Source organism: Rahnella sp. ATs2 (assembly GCF_051851855.1).
Lineage (GTDB): Bacteria > Pseudomonadota > Gammaproteobacteria > Enterobacterales > Enterobacteriaceae > Rahnella > Rahnella variigena.
This window is the reverse complement of sequence record NZ_JBLYPL010000040.1, coordinates 1-16,953: the sequence shown is the minus strand read 5'-3', so window position 1 is coordinate 16,953 and position 16,953 is coordinate 1. Positions and strand designations below refer to the sequence as shown.

Here is a 16,953-nt window from a genome sequence, read left to right as displayed (position 1 = left end):
AGCGGCCCTTGTCTATGTCTGCGAAAAAATTGGCGGTGGTCATGATCAGAACATTATCTTCGCTCCCCCTTGGGTAGGTTGAAGAGTCATGCCACCGCCGAAGCAACTACACACAGCAAACATCGATTTTCCACGTCGATCTGATAGTGCGGCGGGAGTCGAACCCGCAATCGGGTAGGGAACCCGACCATCACCAGGATGCTTTGCACAACGGGAAGAACACTGGAACTGTGGTCAGACCGAGTTGATGGTAAGTGAGTCCCTCAACCCCCAGTGTCCTTCCCGTTGTGCTGGCGAATTAATATTGCTACTTCAAGTAGAATAAATCAACTACTAAAAGTAGAAAATGGGTTTGTAAAAGCGAATTATTGATTAATATGTTGAAATTTAGACGAAAAAAAACCGGCGGAAGCCGGTTATTGATATGGGGGTATTTATGCGAAGTCGTTAAATTTGAATGGCAACTGCTTGATAAGTTTGCCGAATATGTATAGTTCACTCATTTCATGCGGTTCAATTTCGAATGCTGGGTATTTGTCATTATCAGAAAGCACAGATAGCTTTCTTCCCTTAACCTTCTGAAGACGCTTAACAAAAGTTGATTCTTCAAAATTGAAAACGTATATGCCATCGCCATTAAAATGGTCAATGCGGGTGTCAATGAACAGGAGATCACGCGGGTTCAACGTTGGCATCATACTGTCACCATCGACGTTAATTAGCCTTACTCCTTCCAAAGAGCTCCTACCGAATAATTCGTAAATTTTGTCTTGCGGAATTTCGATGGCAGAGACAATCGCGGGAAACTCATGATTTATATATCCATTTCCAGCTGATGCGAAAACTTCTAACTGCCTTAGGGTAACCGTTGGGCTGGACCGCGTCGAGTTACCAGCAGCATCAACACCATAATCAAGGAAGGCCGGAGATACAGAAAGCTGGTCTGCAATTTTAAGCATTTTTTCATCCCTTGGCTTTGCTGTACCCAGCGTATAACGCCGCGCCATCTCATATGAGACGCCACTGAATTTAGCCAGATCAGTCACTGTGATGCTCTTCTCATCGAGGAGTGCATTCAGGCGCTCTGAGAATTCTTTATATTTCGCTTCTTCTACCATAGGTAGAAGATTACAACCCACTTCAAGTATAGTCATTTCTATTTTCAGTAGTTGATTTATTCTACTTTAAGTAGCATTATCCTTCTGTATCTAATCAGGAGGTCCCCATGCCCGCAAAGTACAAAAACATCACAGAGAAGGCCGTTCTTACGGTTGGTTCTCTTTCCGCCGTTTCTCGGGAGTTTGAATTCAAATCTGTTCAATCGGTTGCTAACTGGATCATCAATAACCAGGTTCCAGCTGTTCGGGTTATTCAGCTTTGTAGCCTTGGTAATTGGGCTGTTACTCCGCATGAACTTCGACCAGATATTTATCCGAATTCTACTGATGGTTTGCCTGAGACAGTTGCAGCTTAAACCGATCATCCCACGAACATAACTACCCGAGGAAAAACTAAATGGTAGACCTGAAATCAGTAGTTAAAGCGATGTGCAAAGCCTATCCCGGCGGTCGGTCGGCAATGGCTGGCGCGTTGGGTATGTCAGAAGCGGGGTTCAACAACAACCTATATGAAAAAAACGGCTGCCGGTTTTTCGAAATTGTTGAGCTGGAAGCGATGGAAGACATCAGCGGTACCAGTTTCCTGGCTGAATACTTCGCCCAGCGCCGCGGTGGCCTGTTCGTGGATATCCCTCAGTTGGACGAATTGGACCAGGTCGAGCTGTTCAGCAAAAGCATGCGCACGGCGGCACATCGTGGTCACGTCGACATGATTATTCAGGCGGCGCTGGAAGACGGAGTGATTGATGCTGCTGAAGCCGCAGAAATTATGAAGTATCACCGCCGTCATTTAGCCGCGCGTGATACAGAGGTTCGCGCTGTGCTGGCGCTGTTTGGGAAAAAGAAGAAGTCCGGAAAGGTTGACGCCCCAAGTGTGCAGCTTGAGGCGTCGGGTGCATTAACTAAACAGTGTGGAGCAATTAACGCATGAACAGTTTACTCATAAAAGCTGGCGTTCCGCAAATCCGGTGTGTGGCGACTGGCGGTGCCGCTGGCTCTCTTTCGTACGAAGTGATGATAGGTAACCGCTGGATGCCGTGCAACTACCAGTTCGCGGCGTGGTGGGTAGGTTACGTCCGCCAGAGCAGCCAGAAGGTGACGGCATGTCTGAAGAAATCCAGAAGCTGGACCGGCGTTACAAGGATTGGCGGGGCGTTGTGGTACACGTCGTGGGCTTCGACAGAGCAGGGGATCGCGTCATCTTCATGCGCGCCGGTTACCCGCATGAGTGCGCCCAGCCCGTCGAGCTTTTCAAGTCGCGGTTTGAGAGGGTGATGACCGATGAGCAATAAACTTCAGGGGCTGGTTTGGGATGCATGCGCGCCTGCTGGCTTATCCATTTCTCAGGTGGCGATCATGTCCCGACTTGCTGATTACAGCAACGATGACGGTATCAGCTGGCCTTCGATCCCGCGCATAGCCCGTCAGGTTGGGGCGAAAAGCCCAAACACCGTGCGCAGCGCGCTGAAAGTTCTCGCCGCTGGCGGCTGGCTAAGAATTCAGGAGCGGAAAGCCAAAGGCCGCAATACCAGCCACATCTACCGCCTCAACGTCGCAAAGCTGATCAAGTCTGCTGCTGAAGCAAATGCAGAAGATACCCCTTCAAATTTTGAAGCATCAAATTCTGAGGTATCAAAAATTGAAGCCTCAAATTCTGAGGGTTCAAATAACAAATCGTTTTCAGCAGTTAACCCTTCAAATTTTGAAGCCGATCCACAAGTAACTACAACACCTGATCCACAAGGTAATAAAACCCTTAGTCCGGCCGCTTCGCAGCCAGACGACAGCAGTGATGAAAGTTTTCTTGCCCTTCACCCAGAGGCGGTGGTGTTCAATGCCAAAAAACGCAAATGGGGCAGCGCCGACGACCTGACTGCTGCTGAGTGGATTTGGGGAAAGATTATCCGCATGTACGAACAGGCCGCTGAATGCGACGGCGAGATTGCCCGACCGAAAGAACCGGACATGACCCTTTGGGCAAACGAAGTCCGCCTGATGTGTACAGCCGACGGTCGTACCCACAAACAAATCTGTGAACTGTTTGGCCGCGCTAACCGCGATCCCTTTTGGTGTAAGAACATCCTGAGCCCGTCGAAACTTCGTGAGAAATGGGACGACCTGACAATCAAACTTAGCGCGAATGTCCCGGCTGATACTTCGGCTGGCGGTCACTGGAACAGCGCGGAAGCATGGGAGAACACCCTGTGAACAAAATGATGATGGCAGTTAAGAACCGCGACGGCGCCGCGCTGGCTCAGTTGATGCCAGAAGAACAACCGCAACGTGTCGTGAACGCTGACGCCGAGAAGTTGGTCGACGTGTTATTCACTAACCTGATGCAGATTTTCCCTGCTGCACGCCAGACAGCGCTGAGTACTCCGGCAGATATCGCGTCGGCAAAACGTCAGTGGATTTTGGCATTCGCTGAAAGCGGCGTGACCACGCTGGAACAGGTGAAAGCCGGTATGCGTATGGCTCGCCAGCAGGAAACAGACTTCTGGCCGAGCTGTGGAAAGTTCATTGGCTGGTGTAAGTCCGGAGCAGCTCAAGCTGCTGGCCTGCCGTCTGTTGACGAGGTAATGGACGAGTTCAACCAGTATTGCGCCCGCCGCGGGGACTACAGCACACCAGCGGCTTATCCGTGGTCAGCGCCGATCATGTACTGGATTGTGACCGACGTCCGCCGTTTGATGCTGCAGAACAACTACACCGAGGGTGAAGTCCGTAAATCCGTACAGCACAACCTGACACTCTGGGCAAAACGCCTGGCGAAAGGTGAAAAAGTACCGGCACCGGTTGTGATGCTGTCCGCGCCAAAAGCGCCAGCAGGTCCGACACCTGCGCAGATCATGCATGACGAGTATCTCCGTAAAAAACGCGAGGGCTGGTTATGAGCACTTTTCAGCAGTTGGTTATCGACGAGCTTATACGTGATCGGACTCCCCGAACCTGCACAGACATTGAAGCTGAAGTTATTAAGAATTCTGGCTTCATACCGGAGAAAAACAGGACGTCCGGGGCGCTCAACGCGATCGGTAAAAAGCCGCAATTCAACATTGTGATTGATCGTACCGGTGTAAAAAACACGTATTCCCTGAGTGATACACCAAAGACCGCCACGGCGGCAGCAGTTGGTGAGGCGTCCGCGCGTCCAGTTAAAACACAGGCTGAAATCAGTGCTGAGTTCGAACGTAATCTGTGGGCAGTACGTCAGGGAAGGGGACAGGCATGAGCATCATTACCGTAAACAGTTATTTTTGTGGCGCAGGCCTTATGGATTCTGGGTTGATTGATGCAGGTATCCAGATTAACCAAGCCTTTGAGTTGGATGCTGACGCGTGCAAAACATACCGCGCTAACCACGGTGACCATATTAAGCAATGTGATATCGCCAATGAGCTGGTTTTGGAACAGGACTCATGTCACGGCATGATTTTTACCTACCCATGTACAAAATACTCGACCATCGGTGATATTCACGGTGTGCGTACCGGGGATGAGTTGTTCCTTCATGCTCTTCGACACCTGGCTATTGCCCGCCCTGAGTTTTATGTGGTTGAGAACGTGCCCGGAATGCGAGCGTTCCCGATCGTGGTCGAAGCAATGACCAAGATGCCGGATTACTACGTCACTGTATTCTGCCCGATAAAGTCAGAAACTTGGCTGCCGCAGCGTCGGGATCGGTTAATCATCATAGGGACTAGGCGTAATTTCACGGTACGCGCGCCGGAAAACAGCCGCCCAATCACCCTGGCTGAAATCCTTGAAGATGAGCCAGATGTAACCCTGCCTTCAGCAATAGCAGCTCGCATGAAAGGTGCTTATCGCGACCTGCCAATTATTTCTGATCCGTACAAAGGCGATATCGCGCCGACTTGCGTTGCTCACTACGCGAAAGATAAGTCAACCAGACTGGTAGCAGACAAGCGATTCCCTATGGGCGTGCGTCCATACTCAGTGCGCGAATATGCCCGCCTCCAGGGATTAAAGGATGACTTCGTTTTTCCTGTGTCGCAGACATCCGCTTACCGCCAAATTGGGAACGGCGTTTCCCGGCATGTTGGTATGTGGATTGGCGGAGAACTAACCCGCTATATGGAACAGGTGGCTTAAAAATGACTTCAGAATTTGCGAGCACAACCCCAGTGGAGCACAAAGACCGCTGGCAGACACCGATGGAAGTATTCACTGCGCTGGATCTTGAGTTTGGTTTTTATCTTGACGCCGCCGCTGACCACCAGAACGCGCTTTGCGCCCGGTACCTGACAGAAGCCGATGATGCGCTGGCCACCGAATGGGAGAGTTACGGCGCAATCTGGTGTAACCCGCCATACAGCGCGATCACCCCATGGGTTGAGAAGGCCGCCGAACAATGCCGCGCCCAGCACCAGCCTGTTGTGATGCTGTTGCCTGCTGACACATCAACTGGCTGGTTCTCGCTGGCGCTGACCACCGCCGACGAAATCCGGTTTATCACTGATGGCCGCCTGTCCTTCATCAATGCCGGTACCGGCAAGCCAGGTAAGAACGGCAACAGCAAGGGCAGCATGTTGGTTATCTGGCGCCCGTTCATCAAGCCGCGCGGCCAGTTCACCACGGTTTCACGTGATGTCCTGATCACTGCTGGCGCTGATTACCTGCAGGAGGTGGCTGCGTGAACGAATTCCAGCAAATCTGGCTTGATGCCTATCGCGATTACCTGAAGGCCATATCCATCACCGGTGAATACTGCGCGGCTGATTACACCGCGGCGCGGGAACATGCTGACGCAGTGCTGAACAGTCTGATCAAAGCGGGGGAAATAGCATGCGACTGACTCTTCCATTCCCGCCGAGCGTCAACGGTTACTGGCGCTCCACCCGAAGGGGCGTGCTGATCAGCGAACGTGGGCGGATCTTCCGGTCAAACGCACTGGCGGCGATTTATCAGCAGTTGCGCAGCCGCCCGACGGCACTACTTACCGAACTGGATGTGCATCTGGTGCTCTACCCGCCGACCAGGGCGAAACGCGATTTAGATAATTTCCAGAAGGCACTGTTTGATGGCCTGACCCATGCGGGGATCTGGAAGGACGACAGCCAGGTGAAACGAATGCTGGTCGAGTGGGGACCGGTTACCAAAGAAGGGAAGGCAGAAATAACGATTACTGATTTCAAACCCGCCGGTGTGCAGCCGGCTTAACGTGTGGAGTGATTATGTCGAACAGTTTGCTGTCAGGAAAAGTGGTAACGATGTCGAGCCGTGAGATTGCTGAGCTGGTGCAGAGTAAGCATAGCGATGTGAAACGCTCAGCTGAACGGCTCGCAGTTGGTGGAATTTTAAGCGCGCCGTTGGCGCACACCCCCTATTTTCATGAGCAGAACGGTCAGGAGTATCAGGAGTACTGGTTCAATAAGCGTGACTCGCTGGTGCTGGTTGCCCGGCTGTCGCCCGAGTTCACCGCCGCGGTAGTTGACCGCTGGCAGGAACTGGAATCTAAAAGCCAGTTACCCCAGTCATTGCCCGAGGCTCTCCGCCTGGCTGCTGACCTTGCCGACGAAAAGCTGGCGCTGGAGTCACAGCTGGCACTGGCGGCACCAAAAGTGGAATTCGTTGATCAGTACGTCATGGCTAAGGGCTCTATGGGATTCCGCGCGGTCTGCAAATTGCTGCATGCGAAAGAACCGGAATTCCGGTTGTTCCTGCTCGAGAAAGACATTGTTTACCGGCTGGAAGGCCAGTTGACGCCAAAGGCCAATCATTTAGAGGCCGGTCGATTTGAGGTGAAAACCGGTACCAGCCAGCAGAATCAGCATGCGTTTCGACAGGCCAGATTCACGGCAAAGGGCGTTGAATGGGTTGCTGGGCTGTGGGCTGGTTATCTGCGACAGAAACAGGAGAACGCGGCGTGAGAGCATTACTGAAACCATACCCCCAGCGAGAGTTGGGGATCGTGCAGTTCGCGCTGCCGGCAGACCTGGTGAAGTTCTTCAGCAGTAAACGCCTGCTGATCACCAACGAGCCAGCCGAACTCCATAAACTGCCTGATGGTGTGGTACCGGCAGAAGCGCAGTCTCTTTCTCGTGACCCGCGCCTGTCTGGTTTCCTGTCATCACCAGCAGTAATCGCCAGAGTTGGCGGCATGGATGAGCTGAAGCTGTGGGTTAAACGCCACCGTGTGTGCCAGTGTCCGGACTACAACGGGGAATTTCATCATCATGAACTGGTGCAGGTACCCCGAGGTCGTGGCGTTGTCTGCCTGTGCTGGGCGCATGATAACGAGTTTCGGGAAAAAGAATCGCCAAAACTGGATGCTATCGCGCTGGCGAACGCCGCCGAGTTTGTGACTGAGGCAATCCGGTACCGTTATGGGCTGCCGGACGGGCGTCACCTTACTTTGCCGGAGCTGTGCTGGTGGGCAGTGACGAAAGGGCTGGCTCATTTGCTGCCGCCGGAAATAATTTGTGAAGCGCTGGGGGTTAAATACAAACCGCCGGGCGGCCAGGGTAAAGAAGCGGACGTGAACCCGTGGGAGAAGCAACCACGTGAAGAACTGGCGAACAATGTAAAACCGGTGCTGGCGCTGGCAATCGATCCGGAGACGCCGGAATCATACCTCCGTATTCCGAAGCGCCGCCGGTACGAAAACACGAAATACACCCAATGGGTAAAGCGCCAGCCATGCTGCGGCTGTGGTAAAGGGTCTGATGATCCGCACCACATCACCGGTAAGGGATTTGGCGGTATGGCAACAAAAGCGCATGACCTGTTTGTGATCCCGCTGTGCAGACGGTGTCACGACTCACTTCATGCGAATACCCAGGCTTGGGAAGAAGAACATGGTGATCAGATGTACCTGGTCATGAAGACATTAGACCGCGCGCTGGCGATGGGTGTTATCGCTACCGGCAAACAAAAATAAGTGTGGAGACAGCATGAACCTTGAAACGATTTTGAAGCATTTTTCCCCGAAAGGGTTATCGATCAGCGACAGTTCCCGCGCTACGGCCAGTGATGCACTGAACATCACCGATATTATGGCGGCGCTGGGCATGACGCAGAGCGGCGCTGAATTCGGCCTTCGTCTGTTTCTGGCAAAAGCCGGTATCAGCCAGCAGGACAAAACCATAGCGGTCGGCATGCTCACGCAATACGCCAAACAGCACGCACCGAAGCATATCGGCAAAGTGGCGGGGCGGCGCATGGCTGAATGCCTGCGCATAATGGCGAAAATGGCTTTTGAAGATTACGCGCGCTCGGCGGCGGCCAAGTCCGATTGCCCGTGCTGCTCCGGTACCGGTTTTTTGAAAGAGAAAAGAACCTTCAGAAATCAGCTGGCAATTGACCGCCGTGAATATCTTGACGCGCTGCCGGGCAATTTAGGCCTGCTTTACCGGGATGAAATGAAGTCCAAAACTGAAGGCGAAGATATAGTTGATGTCATTTGCCAACCATGCAAAGGGAAGGGCGTTATTTCGAGCCGCTGCCGGTGTAATGGCACGGGCAAAGTTGTCGATCGTGAGAAATCCATTCTGATGGGCCTGCCGGTAGAAAAGGAATGCCCGCGCTGTCATGGCGTTGGTTATTCCCGCCTGCCAGCGTCAATAGCGCACCGCGCGGTGAAAGCGTTATTGCCAGAACTGCCGGAGAGAACATGGAACAACAGCTGGAAACCGTTCTACGAGAAGCTGATCACCAAATGCTTCATTGAAGAGTCGGCGGCGGAATCGGAATTTAAAAAGGTGACCCAGTGATTTAGACGTTGCAAAAGTTGCCGAATCTGGTTAGATTTATCCCAATGATGGAAAATTATACCTGATATCAAGCCTCGGCAATTGCTGGGGCTTTTTGTTATCATCACTCCTTCAAATTAGAGGAGTGGACTATGAGTTGGCTCGGCACCCCATTTTTAGATAATAGAATTTCTGAACCATTATCTCTTTCTATAAATCACATTCCCGACTTGGTTCTACAGACATCATTTTCATGGGAAACAGTAATTAGCAGTTTTATAGCTGGTGTGATTCCATCTCTTTTCGCTTACTTTGCAATCAAGAAAAACTTCGAACTCGCCAAATATCAAAGCGATCTCTTAGAGAAGAAAGACTTTGCTCAGATATATCGTGCGGCAATTGCCGAACATATCACTGACATCCGAATGTATCTTTTTGCAAATCAGCAGTGGATATTGCAACAAGGGCAGGCACCAAAAGATATAGCTGCCTTGAAAAGAGGTGTTACACCCCATGCATTGATTGCACCTATGGAAGCGGCTGAAAAGAGTAAAAATAAAATCATGTTATTAACAGGGATCCCTGAGGGAAATGATGTGCTTAAAAGTTTGGGAGAGGTACAACATAAAATGCAACTATGTATAAAGAATACTGCTTCTCTCACACATGAGCAGGATGAATTTAATAAGTCTGTAAATGACTTCATGTATGAATGCCATTTATTTCTAAATTCTCGTTAGAACCTAGTTATAAATACAGTAAGGCTGCCATCAGGCGGCCTTTTTTTATGCCCTCAATTCGGTTGTGAGGACAACAACAGCGATAAGGGGTTTATCAATGTCCGAGCCGGTATCAGCTACAGCGGCTTCAACGGCGCTTGCCACGGTCGGCCTGTTTGGCTGGTTCACTGGTCTGGATTACGGCGTGGTTTTCGGTGCCTTTGCTGGCGCTGTTTTCTACGTCACGTCAGCCGTTGACCTGTCAGCGTGGCGCCGCATTTCGTATTTTGGCGTTTCATTCATGTGTGGCCTGCTCGGTGCCGGAGTTGCTGGCGCTAAGTTGGCGAACTGGCTCAGTTACCCTGATAAACCATTGGATGCCCTGGGCGCGGTGATCATCTCCGCTTTGGCTGTGCAGTTGCTTACGTTCGCCAGCAACAGGGCAAAGAACCCAACATCACTGATTGATCGGTGGAGGGGGCAAAGTGGTAATAAATGACCCGCTGGTAATCCTGAACGTGGTGGTGTGTACGTTGGTAGTTATCCGGCTGAGCTTCTTTCGCAAGAACGGGGCCACCCACCGCCGCTGGGCGTCGTGGCTGGCCTACCTGCTGATCCTGATTTATGGCCATGTTCCGCTGCGTTTCCTGTTCGACCATTACGACGGCACGCGCTGGGCCATCCTCTTGCTGAACCTCGTTATCTGCATTGCAATATTCGCAGTGCGTGGGAACGTGGCGAAGATCATTAAAGTCCTGAGACATCCGCAATGACAACAGACCAATTTACCCGGGCGGCTTCACTGAGCGCCGACTTAGCCACGCGTTGGTATCCGCATCTGGTATCAACAATGGCCGAATTCGATATTTCCACGCCAGTACGTCAGGCGGCTTTTATTGCCCAGGTTGGGCATGAGTCTGGCGGCTTCAGGAAGTTATGGGAGTCTTTCGACTATTCAGTTGAAGGTTTAAAAATCTTTGGTAATCGCCTTACTGACTCTCAGCGGCAACAACTTGGGCGTCGAGCAGGTGAGGCCTATGTGCCAATGGAAAGACAGAAGGCTATCGGCAACCTGGTTTATGCAGGCCGGTTCGGCAACAAAGCGGCGGGTGATGGTTATAAATTCCATGGGCGTGGCCTGAAGCAAATCACGTTCCTTGATAATTATCTGGCCTGCGGTCGCGCTCTGGGTCTCGATTTGATCGGAAACCCAGAACTGTTGCTTCAGACGGAATACGCAGCACGGTCGGCGGGCTGGTTCTGGAAGGCCAATAACTGCAACAGCTTTGCCGACTCAGGCGACTTTGTGGGGCTCACTAAACGCATTAACGGCGGTGTCAACGGACTGGCTGATCGCCAGGAGCGTTATGCGGTCGCTAAAAAGGCATTAGGCATCTGAGGATCACCCTGTGGAACTGTTTACTGCTCTGCTGAAGGCTTACTGGAAAACGGCAGTCGCCATTGTGCTTGCAGCCGCGCTGGCCTGGTGGATTGAAGGGCTGCGCTGGGACGCCGACGTTTCCAAACGCAATGAAGCCAACATCGCCGCGTTGAAGAAACAAAGCGATCAGGCAGTGATTGACCTGACCAACCAGCAGAAGCGCACCGAAGCTATACAGGCCGCGCTGGCGGCGCTTGATGCCAAACATACGAAGGAAATGGCAGATGAACAGGCCAAGAATGAGAAGTTGCGTGCTGATGTTGCTGCTGGTACTCGCCGGGTGCGGATCGCGGCAGCAAACCTTGCCACCAGCCAGCTCATCCGGGACACAACTTCCGGCACCGGCAGCCTGGGCGATGCAGTACAAATCGACCTCACGCCAGCAGGTGGATCAGCTGTTCTCAGTCTCAGAGGTTCAACCAGTAAAGACGACCAAGTGATCCAATACCTTCAGGGCTATGCCGCTGAAGCCCAGAAGCGATGCAAAATTAACTGATAATGGTTAATTGTACACATCTATTAAGGAGATGAGATGGCAGGTTTTAAAGACCTATCTGTTGCTCTTCAATCTCTAAAAAAACAAATACCGTTTGCAACATCGCAGGCCCTGACAAGCGTAGCAAGGCAAATAGCCGCCGCTGAGAAAACAGCCTTTCAGCGCAAACTGGAAAATCCCACACCATTTACGGTTAATTCAGTGGGCTCTGTTGGGGCACGCAGGGATAGCCTGACAGCGAAAGTTTATGTTCGTGACATTGCTGCCGGTTATCTCGAACCGTTTGAGTTTGGCGGTGCGCACAAGCTCAATGGCCAGGCGCTGCTTAACCCCAAAGACATTAAGCTGAACAAGTACGGCAACCTGTCACGCAATAAACTCTCTCAACTCAAAGCTAAGTCAAACGTCTTCATTGGTGATGTCGATGGCATCAACGGCGTATGGCAGCGGGTCAAGGCGAAGAAGGGACGTAAAGGTAAGAAGCGCCAGAAGCGGTCGGCCAACGGCACGCGCCGCGCCCGCGAAAAGAACCCCATGCCTAAGCTGCTGATCCGTTTCGGTGATGCACTGCCCGTTAAGCCTACGCTGGGATATATGGACAGAGCTGAGAAGATGGCCGCTGCTCTAATGCCGGGCGCCATCAGCAAGGCGATCGATGAAGCATTGAAGACCGCCAAGTGAGAATGTATCCCAATAAAAAATGGGTCCTTCCCCGGTCCTTTCTATTGCACGGGCATTGCGCGCCGCGTTCTGCGTCTAGCTATGAAATTTTGAAATTTGGGTAACAGGTAACAACTGAGGTAACACATGAACCAGTCAGATTTTGCCAAACTTCACGGTGTCAGCCGCAAGACGGTAACCACCTGGAAAGCCCGTGGTTGGCTGGTTCTTGATGGTGATGACATTGATGTGAAGGCATCAAATGCCAACATCGAAAGGTATAGAAAAACTGTTACCCGGACCGAGAAAAAAAACGATAAAAGTGCCGTAGGTAACAAACAGGGTAACAGAGCAGGTAACAAGTCCAAGGGTAACAACTTGGGTAACAAAACGCCGGCAGATCATCATGAGTCGCCAACTAAAATTGTCGAGCGCATGATCGCTGACAGCGGTGCCAAGATGACGCTCGATGAAGCCCGGACGTTGAAAGAAAACTTTCTGGCTTTACTTACCCAGCTTGAATACGAGATTAAATCCGGCCAGGTTCTCCCTTACAAAGAGATGATCGCCGCCGTTGGGCAAGAGTATTCCCGCATGCGTACCCGTCTTATTGCGATTGCTCCCGAACATGGCCCCCGCTTGCGGGTGCTTGCCTCGACCACCAGTGATGCAGAGTTCGTGTCGGCGCTGCAGGAGGTGGTTCATGAGGCAATGGAGGAGTTGAGCCTTGATGCAGATGACAAACGAGGCGGTGACTAATTCCGGTGCGTGGTCAAACTTCATCGGAGAGTTGAGGCAGCGTCGGACGGACGTTGCGCCGCCGGAACCTCTCTCATTAAGCCAGTGGGCCAATACATACGCCGTCTTGTCAAAAGAGACCAGTGCGCAAACGGGGCGGTTCCGCTCCTTTGGTTATCAGGATGGCATGATGGACGCCATCACCGATCCACTGGTGACGCAGGTTTCTGTGATGAAATCAGCCCGCGTGGGTTACACCAAGATCCTTGATCATGTCGTCGGTTATTACCTTCAGCATGATCCGTCTCCAATATTGGTTGTGCAGCCTCGCGTCGAAGATGCCGAGGATTACAGCAAAACCGAAATAGCGCCGATGTTGCGAGATACCCCCGTATTGGCCGCCATTACAGGGGACAGTAAGGCAAAAGACAGTAATCAAACCATCCTTAAAAAACAGTTTCTCAATGGCTCGAACCTGACGTTGGTGGGGGCTAATAGTCCGGGTGGTTTCCGTCGTATCACCTGCCGCGTGATTTTGTTCGATGAAGTTGACGGGTATCCCTCCGGCGGTGCCGGTACTGAGGGTGATCAGATTGCCCTGGGTATCAAACGTTCCGAAACTTTCTGGAATCGCAAAATAGTGCTGGGTTCAACCCCGACGGTGAAAGGTATTTCCCGCATTGAAAAAGCATATGGTGAAAGCGATCAGCGCAAATTCAACGTACCTTGTCCGCACTGCGGTGAATTTCAGGTTTTGGAATGGGGTGGCCCGGATACACCATACGGCATCAAGTGGGATAAAGATGAAGAGGGAAATGGTTTACCGGAAACGGCCTACTACGTCTGCCGGCACTCCGGGTGCGTGATCCATCACAATGACCTGTCAGTGATGGTGAAACAGGGAGAGTGGCGAGCCACGCGGCCTTTTAAGGGGCACGCAGGATTTCATATCTGGGCGGGTTACAGTCTTTTTCCGAATGCCGCCTGGAAACACCTGGTGGCCGAATGGTTGAGGGTGAAGGACGATGCGCTGATGCGTCAGACTTTTATCAACCTGGTCTTGGGGGAAGTCTACGAAGACCGCGGCGAAAAAGCCCTGAGTGAAAGAAAACTGGTTGAGCGGTGTGAGGTTTACGCCGCTGAAGTGCCTGACGGCGTGGCGGCGATCACGGCCGGCATTGATACGCAGGACGGGCGCTTTGAGATTGAAGTGGTGGGGTGGGGCCGCAACGAAGAAAGCTGGTCGATTGCCTATGACGTTATCGAAGGTGACCTCGAAACCGATGAACCGTGGAAAAGGCTTGATGCCTATCTTAAGCAGGTATGGCGTCGCGCCGATGGCCGCGGTTTTACGTTAATGGCGGCCTGCATGGACTCCGGCGGACACCACACACAAAAAGTGTATGAGTTTGCCAAAGAGCGTCTGGGTCGTCGGATCTGGGCCATCAAAGGTGAGTCCGCACGCGGGGGCAAGCGCTCCCCTGTCTGGCCGACCAAAAAGCCTACGTCTCGCAGTAAAGCGCAGTTCCGGCCAATCATCCTGGGCGTTAATGCGGCAAAAGATTCTGTTCGGGCCAGGTTGCATATTGAGCCTCCGGAAGCCGGGATCGCCTCAGCAGGGTTTATGCATTTTCCTGTGGATAGAGACCTTAACTATTTCGGTCAGTTACTGGCTGAGCGCTCGGTGACAAAAACAGCGGGTGGACAACGATACCGCGTTTGGGAGCAGTTGCCGGGGAGGGCTAACGAAGCGCTGGATTGCCGGGTCTATTCTTACGGCGCACTGTGCGGCCTGATGTATATGGGGCTTAAACTGAATGGATTGGCTGACAGTATCACTGCAGACGCTAGTAAGCTTTTGCCTCCGCCGGTCGATCCCGAAGAAAAACAAAACCTGCGCCTGCCGGGCGTCATTATTACCGAACCTGAGAAACCTCAGCGTAAACCTTTGCATAAGCGCCTCGCTTAAGGACCTCTATGTTTAATCCCAACTCCAGCCTATTGGCTGGTGCGATGACGCGTGACCAGTTACAGGCCGCGCTGACCAGCGCACAGCAGGCCTATCTCGAGCTTTCGACGGGTGCGAAGGGTGTGTCTTTCTCTTACACGCAGGGCGACGGCACGCGCTCGGTCGCTTATCAACAGACAGATATTGGGCAGCTCACCGCGCTGATCCAGCTTCTTCAGGCTCAGTTAGGCATCGTTAAACGTCCACGTGTGACGTTAAGGTTTCGGTATTGATGAAAAGCGGAGAGGTCAGAATTCTCGGGCCAAACGGCCGGCCCTTACCCCCATCGAACCGAAAGGCCTCCATGTTGAACGGTTCCGGCCGCGTGCCTTATGACGCCGCGGATTCTTTCAGCGATGCGATGGCGAACTGGCAGCCCGCGCTTTGGTCGCCGGATAACGAAGTCAACATCTACCGCGACCGCATTGTTTCCCGCGTTCGCGACATGGCCCGTAATGACGGTTGGGCATCAGGCAGCGTCACCCGCATTTTGGACAATGCGGTTGGGGCTAATTTTCGCCCTATCGCCAAAGTGGATTATCGCGCGCTTGCACTTCAAACCGGCCTGAAAGCTTTTGATGCCAAATGGGCGGATGAGTACGGTCGGGCCGTTGAGGCGGCGTGGCGTAACTGGGCAAATGACCCCGGCCGCTATTGCGACGTTGAGCGGAAAAAAACGGTTTCCCAGATGTTGCGTCTGGCTTTTCGCCACAAGCTGGTGGACGGCGATGCGCTGGCGGTTCTGCAATACCGGACGGACCGGCTCGGGCACGGTCGTGCGCGTTATGCGACGACCATACAGATTATTGACCCGGATCGGCTGAGCAACCCACAGCAGGTATTCGATATGCTGAACATCCGCGGCGGCGTAGAAATTGACGACGATGGCGTGCCGGTGGCGTATCACATCCGCAAAGCCCACATGGGCGACTGGTGGAGTGCTGAGAAAACGATGACGTGGGAACGCGTCAGGCGTGAAACCTCATGGGGACGGCCAATTGTCGTGCATGACTTTGACGGCGATCGTGCCGCCCAGCATCGGGGCAGCAGTATTTTTACGCCCATCGTTCAGCGTCTGAAAATGCTGATCAAATACGACGAGGTAGAGCTGGAATCCTCAATCCTCAATGCCGTGTTCGGGGCATACATCACCTCGCCCTATGACCCGGGATTATTCGCTGATTCACTTCAGACGGACGACGTGCTGGCTTATCAGGACATGCGTACCGAGTATCACGATGATAAGCGCATCTCTTTGCAAAGTGGTGCTCGGATGCCAATCCTTGCCCCCGGGGAAAAGATCGACACCGTGAATGCGGCGCGTCCCACCAGTAACTTTGCGGCCTTCGAAAGCGCAGCATTACGTAACGTGGCCGCAGCCCTGGGCATTTCGACCCAGCAGTTAACGCAGGACTGGTCTGATGTGAATTACAGTTCCGCCCGTTCAGCCATGTTGGAAGCCTGGAAAACCCTGACGCGCCGCCGCGATGATTTTGCCAGCGGCTTTGCTCAACCTATCTTCAGCAGCTTTATCGAAGAACTTCACGATATTGGTGAGGTGCCTCTTCCTGCTGGCGCACCGGAATTTCTGGCGGCCAAAGCGGCGTATTGTCGTGCGCAGTGGATGGGACCCGGTCGAGGCTGGGTTGACCCCGTTGCTGAGAAAAAAGGAGCGATCCTCGGCATGGATTCCGGCATGTCAACGCTGGAAATGGAAGTCTCAGAAAACGTCGGGGAAGACTGGGAAGAACTCCTCGATCAGCGCGCCCGCGAGATCGAAGCCTTCAAAGAGCGCGGGTTGCCGGTTCCAACATGGGGACAGGCTGACACCTTTGCACCTCAAACAATTAAAGATCCGGAGGCACAGTGAATTTACCGCACTTAGCGCAGCGCCTGTTTAACACGCCGCTGGCGCTGCATCCCCGAAAGGCCGAAGTAGTCATGGCTGCGCTGACGGACCGTTTTGGCCTGACGCGCATTCAGTCAATGTCGGACTGGGATGATGATGACGATTCATTCTCCCGACAGGCCCGCGACACGGGCTATGACGTGGTGGAGGGT

24 protein-coding genes and 1 pseudogene are annotated in these 16,953 nt (G+C 52.7%); 24 read left to right on the top strand and 1 reads right to left on the bottom strand.

The features are described from left to right. Positions 1–434: 434 nt before the first annotated feature. Positions 435–1,154 (bottom strand): LexA family transcriptional regulator, encoded by a 720-nt coding sequence (locus ACJY2G_RS25070; RefSeq protein ID WP_439292337.1) that lies wholly within the window; start codon positions 1,152–1,154, stop codon positions 435–437. Between the two features lie 71 nt (positions 1,155–1,225). On the opposite strand from ACJY2G_RS25070, the gene ACJY2G_RS25065 reads away from it, so the two are divergent. The 24 genes and pseudogenes from ACJY2G_RS25065 to ACJY2G_RS24950 form a co-directional block, all read left to right on the top strand. Further along, positions 1,226–1,474, top strand: a complete 249-nt coding sequence (locus ACJY2G_RS25065) for a YdaS family helix-turn-helix protein (protein WP_439292336.1) — start codon at positions 1,226–1,228, stop codon at positions 1,472–1,474. Between the two features lie 41 nt (positions 1,475–1,515). Next, on the top strand, positions 1,516–2,049 hold the full coding sequence (locus tag ACJY2G_RS25060) for a YmfL family putative regulatory protein (protein WP_439292335.1): 534 nt from the start codon (positions 1,516–1,518) through the stop codon (positions 2,047–2,049). 172 nt (positions 2,050–2,221) lie between these two features. Beyond that, positions 2,222–2,410: a DUF4222 domain-containing protein gene (locus ACJY2G_RS25055; RefSeq protein ID WP_152326560.1), complete on the top strand. Its 189-nt coding sequence runs from the start codon at positions 2,222–2,224 to the stop codon at positions 2,408–2,410. Beyond that, positions 2,400–3,326 (top strand): helix-turn-helix domain-containing protein, encoded by a 927-nt coding sequence (locus tag ACJY2G_RS25050; protein ID WP_439292334.1) that lies wholly within the window; start codon positions 2,400–2,402, stop codon positions 3,324–3,326. Before ACJY2G_RS25055 ends, ACJY2G_RS25050 begins: the two co-directional genes overlap by 11 nt. Beyond that, a complete protein-coding gene (locus tag ACJY2G_RS25045; protein WP_439292333.1) occupies positions 3,308–4,012 on the top strand; it encodes a replication protein P in 705 nt (234 codons plus the stop codon). The genes ACJY2G_RS25050 and ACJY2G_RS25045 overlap by 19 nt, the downstream gene beginning before the upstream one ends. After that, positions 4,009–4,350, top strand: coding sequence for a hypothetical protein (locus ACJY2G_RS25040; RefSeq protein WP_439292332.1), 342 nt, complete (start codon positions 4,009–4,011; stop codon positions 4,348–4,350). The genes ACJY2G_RS25045 and ACJY2G_RS25040 overlap by 4 nt, the downstream gene beginning before the upstream one ends. Further along, complete coding sequence (locus ACJY2G_RS25035) at positions 4,347–5,231, top strand: DNA cytosine methyltransferase (protein WP_439292331.1); 885 nt, start codon at positions 4,347–4,349, stop codon at positions 5,229–5,231. The genes ACJY2G_RS25040 and ACJY2G_RS25035 overlap by 4 nt, the downstream gene beginning before the upstream one ends. A 2-nt stretch (positions 5,232–5,233) precedes the next feature. Then, complete coding sequence (locus tag ACJY2G_RS25030; RefSeq protein WP_439292330.1) at positions 5,234–5,776, top strand: phage N-6-adenine-methyltransferase; 543 nt, start codon at positions 5,234–5,236, stop codon at positions 5,774–5,776. Next, positions 5,773–5,934 carry a hypothetical protein gene (locus ACJY2G_RS25025; protein ID WP_346636617.1) on the top strand — a complete coding sequence of 54 codons (162 nt, stop codon included), beginning with the start codon at positions 5,773–5,775 and terminating at the stop codon, positions 5,932–5,934. Before ACJY2G_RS25030 ends, ACJY2G_RS25025 begins: the two co-directional genes overlap by 4 nt. Next, positions 5,925–6,299, top strand: coding sequence for a RusA family crossover junction endodeoxyribonuclease (locus ACJY2G_RS25020; protein WP_439292329.1), 375 nt, complete (start codon positions 5,925–5,927; stop codon positions 6,297–6,299). Before ACJY2G_RS25025 ends, ACJY2G_RS25020 begins: the two co-directional genes overlap by 10 nt. A 14-nt stretch (positions 6,300–6,313) precedes the next feature. Then, positions 6,314–7,009 (top strand): phage antirepressor KilAC domain-containing protein, encoded by a 696-nt coding sequence (locus ACJY2G_RS25015; RefSeq protein ID WP_439292328.1) that lies wholly within the window; start codon positions 6,314–6,316, stop codon positions 7,007–7,009. Continuing rightward, positions 7,006–8,019, top strand: coding sequence for a DUF968 domain-containing protein (locus ACJY2G_RS25010; RefSeq protein ID WP_439292327.1), 1,014 nt, complete (start codon positions 7,006–7,008; stop codon positions 8,017–8,019). The genes ACJY2G_RS25015 and ACJY2G_RS25010 overlap by 4 nt, the downstream gene beginning before the upstream one ends. Positions 8,020–8,032: 13 nt before the next feature. Beyond that, on the top strand, positions 8,033–8,851 hold the full coding sequence (locus tag ACJY2G_RS25005; protein ID WP_439292326.1) for an antitermination protein Q: 819 nt from the start codon (positions 8,033–8,035) through the stop codon (positions 8,849–8,851). Positions 8,852–8,982: 131 nt separating this feature from the next. Continuing rightward, on the top strand, positions 8,983–9,570 hold the full coding sequence (locus ACJY2G_RS25000) for a hypothetical protein (RefSeq protein WP_439292325.1): 588 nt from the start codon (positions 8,983–8,985) through the stop codon (positions 9,568–9,570). Positions 9,571–9,667: 97 nt separating this feature from the next. After that, positions 9,668–10,048: a phage holin family protein gene (locus tag ACJY2G_RS24995; RefSeq protein WP_439292324.1), complete on the top strand. Its 381-nt coding sequence runs from the start codon at positions 9,668–9,670 to the stop codon at positions 10,046–10,048. Continuing rightward, complete coding sequence (locus ACJY2G_RS24990) at positions 10,035–10,322, top strand: phage holin family protein (protein ID WP_132964271.1); 288 nt, start codon at positions 10,035–10,037, stop codon at positions 10,320–10,322. Before ACJY2G_RS24995 ends, ACJY2G_RS24990 begins: the two co-directional genes overlap by 14 nt. Further along, the gene (locus ACJY2G_RS24985) at positions 10,319–10,948 is read left to right on the top strand and encodes a glycoside hydrolase family 19 protein (protein ID WP_439292323.1); all 630 of its coding nucleotides are present in this window, start codon (positions 10,319–10,321) and stop codon (positions 10,946–10,948) included. Before ACJY2G_RS24990 ends, ACJY2G_RS24985 begins: the two co-directional genes overlap by 4 nt. A 10-nt stretch (positions 10,949–10,958) precedes the next feature. Continuing rightward, on the top strand, positions 10,959–11,486 hold the full coding sequence (locus tag ACJY2G_RS24980; RefSeq protein WP_439292322.1) for a lysis system i-spanin subunit Rz: 528 nt from the start codon (positions 10,959–10,961) through the stop codon (positions 11,484–11,486). 36 nt (positions 11,487–11,522) lie between these two features. Then, the gene (locus tag ACJY2G_RS24975; protein ID WP_439292321.1) at positions 11,523–12,167 is read left to right on the top strand and encodes a hypothetical protein; all 645 of its coding nucleotides are present in this window, start codon (positions 11,523–11,525) and stop codon (positions 12,165–12,167) included. Positions 12,168–12,293: 126 nt separating this feature from the next. Next, a complete protein-coding gene (locus tag ACJY2G_RS24970; RefSeq protein WP_439292320.1) occupies positions 12,294–12,905 on the top strand; it encodes an RNA polymerase subunit sigma-70 in 612 nt (203 codons plus the stop codon). After that, the gene (locus tag ACJY2G_RS24965) at positions 12,877–14,853 is read left to right on the top strand and encodes a phage terminase large subunit family protein (protein WP_439292319.1); all 1,977 of its coding nucleotides are present in this window, start codon (positions 12,877–12,879) and stop codon (positions 14,851–14,853) included. Before ACJY2G_RS24970 ends, ACJY2G_RS24965 begins: the two co-directional genes overlap by 29 nt. Before the next feature lie 8 nt (positions 14,854–14,861). Continuing rightward, entirely contained in the window at positions 14,862–15,125 is a 264-nt protein-coding gene (gene gpW / locus ACJY2G_RS24960) for a gpW family head-tail joining protein (RefSeq protein ID WP_095921526.1), read from the top strand. Next, positions 15,125–16,762: a phage portal protein gene (locus ACJY2G_RS24955; RefSeq protein ID WP_439292318.1), complete on the top strand. Its 1,638-nt coding sequence runs from the start codon at positions 15,125–15,127 to the stop codon at positions 16,760–16,762. Before gpW ends, ACJY2G_RS24955 begins: the two co-directional genes overlap by 1 nt. Continuing rightward, a pseudogene (locus ACJY2G_RS24950) lies at positions 16,759–16,953 on the top strand (S49 family peptidase); the annotation flags it as partial. The gene ACJY2G_RS24955 and the pseudogene ACJY2G_RS24950, both read left to right, overlap by 4 nt.

Bases quoted from the DNA above. Each gene is read 5' to 3' on its own strand.
- ACJY2G_RS25070 (WP_439292337.1), bottom strand. From the start codon at position 1,154: ATGACTATACTTGAAGTGGGTTGTAATCTTCTACCTATGGTAGAAGAA.
- ACJY2G_RS25065 (WP_439292336.1), top strand. From the start codon at position 1,226: ATGCCCGCAAAGTACAAAAACATCACAGAGAAGGCCGTTCTTACGGTT.
- ACJY2G_RS25060 (WP_439292335.1), top strand. From the start codon at position 1,516: ATGGTAGACCTGAAATCAGTAGTTAAAGCGATGTGCAAAGCCTATCCC.
- ACJY2G_RS25055 (WP_152326560.1), top strand. From the start codon at position 2,222: ATGTCTGAAGAAATCCAGAAGCTGGACCGGCGTTACAAGGATTGGCGG.
- ACJY2G_RS25050 (WP_439292334.1), top strand. From the start codon at position 2,400: ATGAGCAATAAACTTCAGGGGCTGGTTTGGGATGCATGCGCGCCTGCT.
- ACJY2G_RS25045 (WP_439292333.1), top strand. From the start codon at position 3,308: ATGGGAGAACACCCTGTGAACAAAATGATGATGGCAGTTAAGAACCGC.
- ACJY2G_RS25040 (WP_439292332.1), top strand. From the start codon at position 4,009: ATGAGCACTTTTCAGCAGTTGGTTATCGACGAGCTTATACGTGATCGG.
- ACJY2G_RS25035 (WP_439292331.1), top strand. From the start codon at position 4,347: ATGAGCATCATTACCGTAAACAGTTATTTTTGTGGCGCAGGCCTTATG.
- ACJY2G_RS25030 (WP_439292330.1), top strand. From the start codon at position 5,234: ATGACTTCAGAATTTGCGAGCACAACCCCAGTGGAGCACAAAGACCGC.
- ACJY2G_RS25020 (WP_439292329.1), top strand. From the start codon at position 5,925: ATGCGACTGACTCTTCCATTCCCGCCGAGCGTCAACGGTTACTGGCGC.
- ACJY2G_RS25015 (WP_439292328.1), top strand. From the start codon at position 6,314: ATGTCGAACAGTTTGCTGTCAGGAAAAGTGGTAACGATGTCGAGCCGT.
- ACJY2G_RS25005 (WP_439292326.1), top strand. From the start codon at position 8,033: ATGAACCTTGAAACGATTTTGAAGCATTTTTCCCCGAAAGGGTTATCG.
- ACJY2G_RS25000 (WP_439292325.1), top strand. From the start codon at position 8,983: ATGAGTTGGCTCGGCACCCCATTTTTAGATAATAGAATTTCTGAACCA.
- ACJY2G_RS24995 (WP_439292324.1), top strand. From the start codon at position 9,668: ATGTCCGAGCCGGTATCAGCTACAGCGGCTTCAACGGCGCTTGCCACG.
- ACJY2G_RS24985 (WP_439292323.1), top strand. From the start codon at position 10,319: ATGACAACAGACCAATTTACCCGGGCGGCTTCACTGAGCGCCGACTTA.
- ACJY2G_RS24975 (WP_439292321.1), top strand. From the start codon at position 11,523: ATGGCAGGTTTTAAAGACCTATCTGTTGCTCTTCAATCTCTAAAAAAA.
- ACJY2G_RS24970 (WP_439292320.1), top strand. From the start codon at position 12,294: ATGAACCAGTCAGATTTTGCCAAACTTCACGGTGTCAGCCGCAAGACG.
- ACJY2G_RS24965 (WP_439292319.1), top strand. From the start codon at position 12,877: ATGCAGATGACAAACGAGGCGGTGACTAATTCCGGTGCGTGGTCAAAC.
- gpW (WP_095921526.1), top strand. From the start codon at position 14,862: ATGTTTAATCCCAACTCCAGCCTATTGGCTGGTGCGATGACGCGTGAC.
- ACJY2G_RS24955 (WP_439292318.1), top strand. From the start codon at position 15,125: ATGAAAAGCGGAGAGGTCAGAATTCTCGGGCCAAACGGCCGGCCCTTA.